This window comes from Psychrobacter sp. Ps1 (assembly GCF_022129425.1).
In the GTDB taxonomy this organism is placed as follows: domain Bacteria; phylum Pseudomonadota; class Gammaproteobacteria; order Pseudomonadales; family Moraxellaceae; genus Psychrobacter.
In genome coordinates this window covers 1-11017 of the sequence record NZ_JADQAN010000035.1, presented here as the reverse complement: position 1 = coordinate 11017, position 11017 = coordinate 1, and the positions used below count along the sequence as shown (strand labels likewise).

At 37.1% G+C, this 11017-nt stretch carries 10 protein-coding genes; all 10 read left to right on the top strand.

Going from position 1 to position 11017, the window contains the following annotated elements:
* The first annotated feature begins 252 nt into the window (after positions 1 to 252).
* Positions 253 to 1146, top strand: coding sequence for a glycosyltransferase family A protein (locus I3249_RS12590; protein WP_238070189.1), 894 nt, complete (start codon positions 253 to 255; stop codon positions 1144 to 1146).
* 45 nt (positions 1147 to 1191) lie between these two features.
* Entirely contained in the window at positions 1192 to 2136 is a 945-nt protein-coding gene (locus I3249_RS12585) for a glycosyltransferase family 2 protein (RefSeq protein WP_238070188.1), read from the top strand.
* Positions 2137 to 2169: 33 nt separating this feature from the next.
* Positions 2170 to 3240 (top strand): glycosyltransferase family 4 protein, encoded by a 1071-nt coding sequence (locus tag I3249_RS12580; protein ID WP_238070187.1) that lies wholly within the window; start codon positions 2170 to 2172, stop codon positions 3238 to 3240.
* A 33-nt stretch (positions 3241 to 3273) separates the two neighbouring features.
* Complete coding sequence (locus I3249_RS12575) at positions 3274 to 4347, top strand: glycosyltransferase (RefSeq protein ID WP_238070186.1); 1074 nt, start codon at positions 3274 to 3276, stop codon at positions 4345 to 4347.
* Complete coding sequence (locus I3249_RS12570; RefSeq protein ID WP_238070185.1) at positions 4337 to 5422, top strand: hypothetical protein; 1086 nt, start codon at positions 4337 to 4339, stop codon at positions 5420 to 5422. The genes I3249_RS12575 and I3249_RS12570 overlap by 11 nt, the downstream gene beginning before the upstream one ends.
* Positions 5423 to 5426: 4 nt before the next feature.
* Positions 5427 to 6554 (top strand): glycosyltransferase family 4 protein, encoded by a 1128-nt coding sequence (locus I3249_RS12565; RefSeq protein ID WP_238070184.1) that lies wholly within the window; start codon positions 5427 to 5429, stop codon positions 6552 to 6554.
* Positions 6555 to 7157, top strand: a complete 603-nt coding sequence (locus tag I3249_RS12560; RefSeq protein WP_238070183.1) for a sugar transferase — start codon at positions 6555 to 6557, stop codon at positions 7155 to 7157.
* A complete protein-coding gene (locus I3249_RS12555) occupies positions 7151 to 7768 on the top strand; it encodes an acetyltransferase (protein WP_238070182.1) in 618 nt (205 codons plus the stop codon). Before I3249_RS12560 ends, I3249_RS12555 begins: the two co-directional genes overlap by 7 nt.
* Before the next feature lie 66 nt (positions 7769 to 7834).
* On the top strand, positions 7835 to 9037 hold the full coding sequence (locus tag I3249_RS12550) for a DegT/DnrJ/EryC1/StrS aminotransferase family protein (protein WP_238070181.1): 1203 nt from the start codon (positions 7835 to 7837) through the stop codon (positions 9035 to 9037).
* A 121-nt stretch (positions 9038 to 9158) separates the two neighbouring features.
* Positions 9159 to 10622, top strand: coding sequence for a capsule assembly Wzi family protein (locus I3249_RS12545; RefSeq protein ID WP_238070180.1), 1464 nt, complete (start codon positions 9159 to 9161; stop codon positions 10620 to 10622).
* The last annotated feature ends 395 nt before the right edge of the window (positions 10623 to 11017 follow it).

The following is an 11017-nucleotide window of genomic DNA, read 5'->3' as shown; positions in this document are numbered from 1 at the left end:
GGTTTGATTATTATCGTCAAGCTGCGTAACTAAAATCTCCCAAGTTTAATTCTACGGGATTGACGGCAGGGGTCAGTGACTGTCAAAGGGACATACTGAGAACTACTAAAAAAATATTCAGTTTATATAAGTAATAGAAATATATTAAGTGAAAAATATTATTATAGCCAAAAAACTTAGTATTTAAATATTTTTTAATTAATATGTTCATTAAGTTGCAAAATCAATATGATTCTGGGAATACACTATACTATGAAAAACGCCCCTATTACCGTAATAATAACAACATATAATGATTCTGAATATTTGGCTGCAGCTATAAATTCAGTAATATCTCAAACATTATTGCCAGCTCAATTGATAATAGTTGACGATGGATCAGATGATAATAATGCATGTAAAATAACTAATAAATATCTAAATAATGATAGTGGAATTGAAGTTACTTACTTTAAAAAGAAAAATGGAGGAGCTTCAAGTGCAAGAAACCTTGGACTTAAGCATGTAAGCGAAGAGTTTGTGACTTTTTTAGATGCAGATGACCAGATGCTTTCAAATAATTTGCTGGATAAGTTTAATGCTATAAAAGATTTAAACAATGATTATTTTGGGGTTTATGGCTCAAATATGACATCCAAAAGGGTTAAAGATTCTTTTGCAAGTATAGATGGGTTAGCTACTACATCGCAAGTTGGTAAAGTTGTTGAAGGAATTCCAGGGGGTAGTTGTAGTTATATTTTTAAATCGGAAACTATAAAAGAAATAGGAGGTTATGATGAAAATCTCCATAACAATGAAGACAATGATCTTATTATAAGGCTTATAAAAAATAATAAGAAATGTAAAGCTATTGACAGTTGTGGTATTTTGATTTTTATGAGGAAGAACTCTCTTTCTAGAGGTGGGGATGCAAAAAAAAGATTCTATAATACCATGGTATTTCTCGATAAAGCTGAAGCTGAAAGTTATTTTGATAAAGAGGAGCTTCTTTTTAGAAAAAAGACTGTGTATTTAGTTTTCATAAGATCAATAATTTTTAAAAATCCTATTGAAGCTTTACACTATGCTAATGTCGCCTTTAGTTATGGTAAACCGATAGGATCTAAACAAAAATTAATATATTTTTTATCAAAATTAAAAAAATAAAAGTAAAGTAATGTATGAATTTAAAATATAAATTAGGTAACTCTCATGAATTCTAATAATGAGTTAGTTTCAATAGTAGTTCCAATATACAATGCTGAAATTTATTTGAGTGATTGTTTAAAAAGCATAGCATCTCAGACCTACGAGCATCTGGAAGTAATATTAATAAATGATGGTTCTACAGATAGTAGTGCTAATATCGCCAGATCGTTTTGCAAGAAAGATACTAGGTTTAAGCTAATCACTCAAGTCAATTCAGGAGTAGCAGCTGCTAGAGACAGGGGTTTACGAGTTGTACAGGGTAAGTATGTAATACATTGTGACTCAGATGATTTAATGGCAGAAAGAGCAATTGAATATTTGTATAAATCAATTACTGATAATGGGTCAGATATCGCTGTAGGTGCATATACAGAACAATGTAGCCTTGGAGATCAGTTTATAACACATTATACATGTGATAAGTATGAATTTATTCGTAATATACTCACTGGAAAGTATCATTCTAGTTTATGTAATAAATTAATAAGAACAGAGCTTTGTAGAGATATATCCTTCGATAAAAGTATAAACTATATGGAGGATAAGCTATTTTTGTCAAAAGTATTGAAAAAAGATTGTGTTAAAATATCTATTATAAATGAGAATGTTTACTACTATAGATTAGTTGCCTCATCATATACAAATAATATATCTAGCGATTCTATCTCATCATCAATAGAAGTAACCGATAAAGTCTGTAATATTTTTCAGGACATATATAGTAACGAATTTATCGCACATATTAAAAATAAAAACAAAGTTATGGTTCTGTTAAACTCTCAAAAAACCCAGAGAAATATATTTCCTGAATCTACTAAATACCTTTTAGAGGACAAAAATATTCCTTTAAAGCATAAACTAGTTATTTTATCTGATTTACTGCATATGAGTTATCCAATAAAGCTCTATAAGTTTTTAAATTCAACAAAGTCTAAAAAGGCTATCTAGTTTTATGTTTTCTTACGAAATAAGGTCGCTGACTTGAAGATTTTAATATTAGGTAGTAACTTCAATAACACTGGCGGTACTGAACGAGTAGGTTCTATGCTTGCTAATGGTCTATCTGAAGCAGGCTATGAGATCGTATTAGCCAGTATTTCATGTGGGAACAAACCCTTCTTTCCGTTGAATAATGATATTAAAGTTGTTCCGCTATTTGATACCATAGGTCGTACTTTCTATCGCACCCCTAATATTATCAATAGAATAAGAAAGCTACTTAAAGAAGAAGAGGTGGATACGTTAATAGTCGTAGAAACTATGTCCGTTCTATTTACCTTACCTGCAGTTATAGGTTTGCCAGTAAAGCATATATGCTGGGAGCATTTTAACTTTAATAATGATTTAGGCAAGTCTGGAAGACGGATTGCTCGACAGTTGGCCGCACGTTACTGTGATTCTGTAGTTACTCTAACGGAACGAGATAAAGACTATTGGTTACAAGGTACTCAACATAAATCACAGATAACAGCTATCGCTAATCCTTGCCCTTTCCCCGTTCAGAAATTCGTTAAAGAGGAAAATATAAAGATAGTATTAGCTGTTGGTCGGCTAACACACATTAAAGGTTTTGATATGTTGCTTGAGGCTTGGCTTCAAGTAAATCTATCTATAACAAATTGGAAGCTGAAAATAGTTGGCGAAGGTGAAGATAGGGCTCAGCTAACAGATTTCATTGAGAAAAACGAATTAGCTGACAGTGTGGAGTTGGTGGGTAATACGGATGATATTAGTCAATATTATAGACAAGCTGAGATATTTTGTTTGAGTTCTCGTTTTGAAGGTTTTCCTATGGTTCTACTTGAGACTTTAGCCTTCGGTTTACCAGTAGTTAGCTTTGATTGTGATACTGGACCAGCAGAAGTTTTAGAACACACAGGTTCTGTATTAGTACCTCGAAACGATGTTAACCAACTCGCAAAATCACTCATTAGTTTAATGAACGATAATGAGCAGCGAAAAGTTATTGGTGCTAGAAGTAAAGAAAAAGCAGAAGTTTATCAGCCACAAAATATAATTAATCAGTGGACTAGTTTAATTGAAAGCATATAGTGATCTGAAATTAGTGTTGTCTTAGGTGTAGTGATGAAAATACTTTATGTAATTACAAGTTTAACACAGGGCGGAGCACAACGTGTTGTCTGTGACCTTGCAGATGCAATGTTTGAAAAAGGTCATGAGGTTAAGATAGCTTATCTTACGGGTGAGGTGATAACTCAACCTGCTAACGAAATCGAGCTACTTAGCATTGGATTGACTGACGCAGTAACATTACCTAAAGCCTATTTTACTTTATCTAAGATCATTAAGGGCTTTAAGCCTGATATCATCCATGCTCACATGGTTCACGCTAATATATTAACTCGTTTAGTTAGACTGATAACGCCTATGAGTAAACTTATATGTACCGCTCACAATAGCAATGAGGGCGGTGCTGTAAGAATGCTTTCTTACAGAGTGACAGATCGCTTAGCGAACTTAACCACCAATGTAAGCAATACTGCTGTTGCCGCGTTTGAAGCAGTACATGCCGTTCCCAAAAATAGTATGTTGACTGTTTACAATGGAGTAGATTTTACGAATTTTACCTATAACTCTGAGGCAAAAAAGACCATAGTAAAAGAATTGAGCTTATCTATTGATACTAAAATAATCTTAGCCGTTGGTCGTTTAAACATTCAAAAGAATTACTTTAACTTATTAAATGCTATTAATTTTATAAAAAAGCAATCTAGTACACCATTTGTTTTGCTTATCGCTGGTGAAGGAGAGTTGCAGAGTGAGATTGAGCAATTGATTAAAACATTAAATATAAGTGATAATGTCATTTTATTGGGCAGACGTAATGATGTACCAACACTTATGAGCGCTTGTGATGTATTTGTTTTGTCCTCAGACTATGAAGGATTGCCTACAGTACTGATTGAGGCACTAGCTTGTCAAGCTCAAGTAGTATCTACTGATGTTAGTGGCGTTCATGAGATTTTAGGTGCTTACGGTAAGATTGTTCCTACAAAAGATCCAGTAGCTTTAGCCGACGCTATTAAAGACAGTTTTCAAGACAATGACAAAAGTGTATTGACACAGAAATATGTTAAAAGTAAGTTTGACTTGAATTTTATCTCTGATAAGTGGCTGAAGATTTACAATGAAGTATAAAAGACATTTCTATAATAGAGTACCTAATACAGCTCTCATTTTAGCATTAATAATTTTATTTTTTATTAAAATAATACTCTATATTTTGGTAAAAAATCGGATGATAGGATTTTCGCTTGGTGGAGGTAGTGATGCAAATTATTATAATGCTTATGCCCAAGGATATGTAGATGTTGCAGTAAGCATATGGCCGGTGATTCTTAGATATTTGAATAGTATAGATCTTTATTCTAGAGAGTTTATATCATATATATTTCTTCTCTTGAACTTGTTAGTTATTCCTATTATCGTAGCTAGATTGGCCGGGATTAGGCTAAGTACAAACCAAAAGTATTACTTCTATATTTTTCTAATATGCTTATTGTACCCAACCCTGTATTTTTTTTCTTTTGACGTCTATCGTGATGTCTTTATGGTGCTCTGCTTTCTGATCGGCTGTTTAGTGGTGAAAGCTGCATTAACTACTAATCATAGCTTAAAGTTTATTTCTTTATTCTTAGTTTCTTTAGCTATAGGATGGTTTTTAGCAGCATTGCGACCTTATTTAGGAGTAGCATTTATTGGTGCTCTATTTTTATGGAATATTAAGTTTACAAAAAGAAGAGTATTTACTTTATCGATTTTATATTTATTAGCATTATTTATAGCTAATTACATTGGGGTTTTTGATGCTATTACTGAATATCGAGAAGGGTTTGATCAACTCGAAGCTGGGACAACTTTAGGCTTAGACTTCTCTAACCCTATACTATTTATTCCTAACTTTATATTGAGCGCATTGGGGCAGCTTTTTGGACTATATATTGCAAATCCATTATCCCTTGTTATATTAATCGTTGAGACAATTCCTTTCTTTTTTATGCTTAAATATGTTATTAAAAATATAAAATGGGCGGATAGTTTTGTACGTTTTCTAATCATATTTTTTATTCTGTACGCAAGTATCTGGCTAATCGGTAATGATAACTTAGGCACAGCGGTTCGATTGAGAATGCATAACTATTTTGCAATATATATTAGCTTTTTTTATATTCTAAGATTAAAGAGTCAATTTCTAAGAGAACAAAGGTTGTAATAAAATGAAAATCGTTATTATAGGTACGGTAGCCAGTAGCTTTTTGGGGTTTCGTGCTGACTTAATTAAATCTTTACTTGAGAAAAAGCATACTGTTTATGCCTTTACTTCAGAATATTCAAAAGAGCAATTAAGCCTAATAGAATCTTCAGGTGTTATACCAGTGACCTATAAATTAAGCCGTGGTGGTATTAGTCCTTTAGCAGATATAAAGTCAATCTATGAGCTGTCTAAAAAGATTAAAAAGATAGCACCAGGCCTAGTATTCTGTTATTTTTCTAAGCCAGTAATTTTTGGCACTATGGCAGCTAAACTAGCTAAAGTGCCTAAAGTAATAGGTATGCTAGAAGGTTTGGGCTACACCTTTACGGAACAGCCAAATCAAGTCAGTAGAAAGACTCGAGTTATTAAAAAAGCCCAAGTTCTTCTTTATAAGATAGCACTGCCGCAACTAGATAAGATTATATTTCTAAATTCTGATGATCCTAAAGACTTATTGGACAAATATTCGATAAAAGTTAAACAGGTAGAGGTGTTAGGAGGTATTGGTCTAAACTTAGAAGATTATCGTTACTCAAGTGTTTATCCTACACAACCAACCTTTATCTTTATAGCAAGACTACTTGCTGAAAAAGGCATTCACGATTATATAGCTGCGACCAAAATAGTAAGGAATAGCTATCCTAATGCTAAGTTCATTGTGTTAGGTATCATAGATAAAAAAGCGTTAGGAGCGTTAACAGAAGAAGAGCTGCAGGAGGTTACTCAAGCTAATATTGTAGAGTATCCGGGGCATGTTAATAATGTATCGGAATGGATAAGAAACTCTAGTGTTTTTGTTCTTCCTTCTTATTATCGTGAAGGCGTACCACGTAGTACTCAAGAAGCAATGGCTATTGGACGTGCTGTAATTACTACCGACGTTCCAGGTTGTCGCGAGACAGTGGTGGACGGTGTAAACGGGTTTTTGGTAGAGAAGTGGAATCCACAAGCGTTAGCAGAAAAAATGATTTATTTTATAGAAAATCCTGAAGATATTAAAAAAATGGGTTATGAAAGTTATAAAATAGCTCAAGAAAAATTTGATGCTGATAAAGTAAATAAACGATTGATAAATATGTTGGGCTTATAAATGATAAAACGCCTTTTCGACATCACTGTTGCGACTACTGCTTTAGTCGCTTTATCTCCTATATATGCTATCACTGCCTATAAAGTTAGTAAAAACCTAGGCTCACCCGTTTTATTCAAACAAACTCGACCTGGCTTAAATGGCGAGCCTTTTGAGATGGTTAAGTTCCGTACCATGCTGAATGCGTTTGATCAACAAGGCAATCCCCTGCCAAATGAACTAAGGCATACTAAGTTTGGTAACTTCCTACGCTCAACAAGCCTAGATGAGTTACCTGAATTATGGAATGTACTTAAAGGTGATATGAGTCTGGTAGGACCTCGCCCACTTCTCACGGACTACTTACCTTTTTACAATGAAGAGCAAGCACGCCGACACAATGTACGTCCTGGCGTGACAGGTTGGGCTCAAGTAAATGGTCGCAATACGCTTAGTTGGGAAGAGAAATTTAAGCTTGATACTTGGTATGTGGATAATCAATCTTTTTGGCTAGATTTAAAAATAATTATCCTTACCTTAAAAAAAGTAATCATTAAAGAAGGGGTTAATGCTAGTGATAACATTACTATGACTCGCTTTACCGGTAGCGAAAAATCATGCTAGCCATACTAGGTGCTAGTGGTCATGGAAAAGTTTTAGCAGATATTGCTGAGCTTACGGGTTGGGAAAAGATTGTTTTTTTCGATGATGCTTGGCCTGAGCAAGAAAACAATGGAGCATGGCAAATCATTGGGGACACACAAAAGCTTCTCGATAACTTAAAGCTTTATGATGGTGTTATTGTTGCTATTGGTAATAATAAAATCAGACAACAAAAGCTTCAACAACTCGATAGTGCTGGCGCAAAGATCATCACTTTAATTCATCCTTCATCTACAGTCAGTAGATACACACAAATAGGCTTAGGCTCAGTTATTGTTGCTGGTGCAGTTATTAACCCAGACTGTATCATTGGCTCAGGTGCTATTATAAATACCTGTAGCAGCGTTGGGCATGATTGTACTTTAGGAGATGCTGTTCATATTTGCCCAGGGGCACGGTTAGCAGGTGGTACTGTGGTAGATGATCGAGCCTGGGTAGGTGTTGGAACCAGTGTGCGTCAATTAATAGCAATAGGCGCTGACTCTATTATTGGAGCTGGTTCAGTTGTTATTAAAGACGTATCTAGTAATACAACTGTTATGGGTGTTCCAGCAAGCACTAAGCCACATTAACTACATACACCTTAATTTTACCCTCTTCTAAAGTACTAATTGTTATTAATTAAAGGTAGCTCTATCATGTTAAACACCCCATTTTCACCTTGGCCAAGCTTTACTCAAGAAGAAGCGGATGCGGTCAGTCAAGTATTGTTATCCAACAAGGTAAATTACTGGACAGGGCAAGAGTGTCGTCAGTTTGAGGCTGAGTTTGCTAAATGGGCTGATAGCAAATATGCCATTGCAATGGGTAATGGTACGTTGGCATTAGACGTTGCCTTACAAGCGTTAGATATCGGCGCAGGCGATGAAGTAATCGTCACGCCGCGTACCTTTATTGCGAGTATCTCATCAGTGGTTAATGCGGGAGCAACCCCGATTTTTGCTGATGTCGATGAAGCAACCGGTAATATTACGCCTGGGTCGATCGCGGCGGTATTGACGGATAAAACTAAAGGCATCGTCTGTGTGCACTTGGCAGGGTGGCCTTGTGATATGGACGGTATCATGGCATTGGCTGATGAGCGCAATCTCTATGTGATTGAGGACTGTGCGCAGGCGCATGGTGCAACTTATAAGGGTCGTAGCGTCGGTAGTATCGGCCATATTGGCGCGTGGAGCTTTTGCCAAGATAAGATTATGACCACTGGAGGTGAAGGTGGCATGGTCACTACCAACGACGAGGCGCTATGGCGCAAAATGTGGGCGTATAAGGATCATGGTAAGAGCTACGCTGCGGTTTATGAGACACAGCATCCACCAGGCTATCGCTGGCTACATGAGAGCTTTGGTACCAATTGGCGCATGACTGAAATGCAAGCAGTGCTTGGTCGTATTCAATTAACGAGAATGCCTGAGTGGACCGCCAAACGTACGGCTAATGCTCAAGCTATCCTAGATGCCTGTGCTAAATGGGAAGGCAAAGGCTATCTTTTTGTACCAAGATTAGAAGAAGCAGCGCAGTTTGCAGATTCGACCCACGCTTATTATAAGCTATACGTCTATGTGCAGTCAGATAACCTACCTAAAGAGTGGTCACGAGATCGTATTATTCAAGAGATAAATGACTTAGGAGTGCCTTGTTTTTCAGGATCCGCCTCTGAGGTATATCTGGAAAAAGCGTTTGATGATACAGATTTACGTCCTGAAAGTAGATTACCAGTTGCAAAACAGCTCGGCGAAACCAGCTTGATGTTTCTTGTGCATCCAACGTTGACGGAAGACGAGATTAAGAAAACTGTACAAGCGATTGATAGCGTATTTGCGAATATACATAATCAATAAGATATCAGTTGTTGAGTTAAGTTAAATTTAGTTACGTTAATGCAAATTGATGTTTGACCCATAGTATTTATAAACCATTGGCATTTATAATAAACGCTTTATAACCGAAGAGTATTTGATCATGTACAAGAAGCTAAGTATTTTATTGGGTTTTGGTGTCTTATCATCAGTGTCGATGCTAGCATCTGCACAAAACCTGTATATGAACGATCTCAAGCTTAAGGCAGATCTTGACTGGCTGAATACTCAAGGAGTCGCGCAGATTAGCACCAGTACTTGGCCGCTGACAGCTAATGAGATCAAACGTGCTTTAAATACAGCTAATGCCCAGACGCCAGCGCAGCAGCAGATCCTACAGTCGGTACAAACGCGATTGAATCAAAACCGCGACTCAGTGGTAAAAGGGTCAGCTGCCCTGCATATACAAACCGATAGAGAACAGCTACCACAAAAATTTGCTGATGATCAACTTGCGGGTCAGCAAGCAAGCGTTGGCGTGTCGCTTAGCGAAGCAGAGTGGGAGTTTAATTTACAAGCCAATTTAAAAAATGACAAACTTATCGATGATAGCTCAGATGTTAGCTTTGAGGGCTCGTACCTTGCTGGCACCGCAGCCAATCAGTGGTTGATAGCGGGTAAAATTCCAACGTGGTGGGGACCTGGGCATGATGGTAGCCTTATTCGAGGCGATGCAAGTTTGCCGGTCGCAGGTTTTACCATGCAGCGTGATCAACAAACTGTGCCGACATCCCCATATTTATCGTGGGTTGGACCTTGGCAGTATCAGCTATTTGCCGGTCAGCTAGAGGATTATGAGGCGATTCCTGATGCTAAGCTGTTTGGCGCAAGGCTGACGGCTAGTCCTTGGGAATGGTTAGAAGTCGGTGCTTCACGTACCTTTATGTGGGGCGGTGAAGGTCGTCCGGATAGCATTGGCTCATTTGGCGATGCAATCTTGGGAACTAAAGACAATGGTGGTCGTGAAGGCGGTGATCCAGCGAATCAACTGGGCGGTTTCGACGCCAAAGTGCAGCTTGCCTCACTAATCAACGTGCCTGCTGGCGTTTATGCTCAATATGTGGGTGAAGATGAAGCAGGCGGCTTGCCAGCGAAAAACATGTATTTAGCCGGTGTTGATTATGCGTCTGCTGCTTACGGCAAACCTTACCAGCTGTATGCGGAGTATACAGATACCAGTACTAGTGGTGAGGTAAGAGGTATCTCTTACGACCATAGTATTTATACAGATGGCTATTATCAGCAAGGCTTCCCATTAGGCTATGCGCTAGGCGGTGATACTGAGAGTGTCGCGGTCGGCGGTCGATTATGGCTCGACGGACGTAACTTCATTCATGCCAAACTACAACACGCTAAAGTCAATCAGTCAGGAGAGTTAGACTCTCGTACTGGGGAGGCAGATAACCAAGCCTTTCCAAGAACTGACAAGCTTACTGCTATCGACGTCTCTTGGGAGCATCAGTTGCAGCCTATGACTAAAGTGAAGACTAGAGTATGGGGAGTTGATTTCGATAATCGCTCTAGCGATATTGGTGCTGGTATTGGTCTTGAGCTAGCGACTTATTAGTTCCATATTATTTATCGAATACAAATGAGAGTGAGCAAACTAAATTGAACAGGTAGATAAGATTTTAACACTGTCCTTTATGAACAAAAAAGCCGTTTATCAGTGATAGGATAGACGGTTTTTTTATAGAAATTTTATACATGTTTTCTACTTTTCAGCCTATATAAATAACTGATAATACTGCTAAATCCAACCGAAAAAAACCTCAAAAGTAATTCGATTTAAAGTGTTGTTTAAGTCTTGATAAAAGACTAGTTTCAAATATTGAAGGTTTTGGAGAATGAGCTAGTACTCTATAATTGTCAGTTGATATACACATTGAGCTATGCTGAAGAAACCGTACAAGTAAACTTGGTAAACTAACGACTCAACGAGGAGTTTACCATGACCAAGAA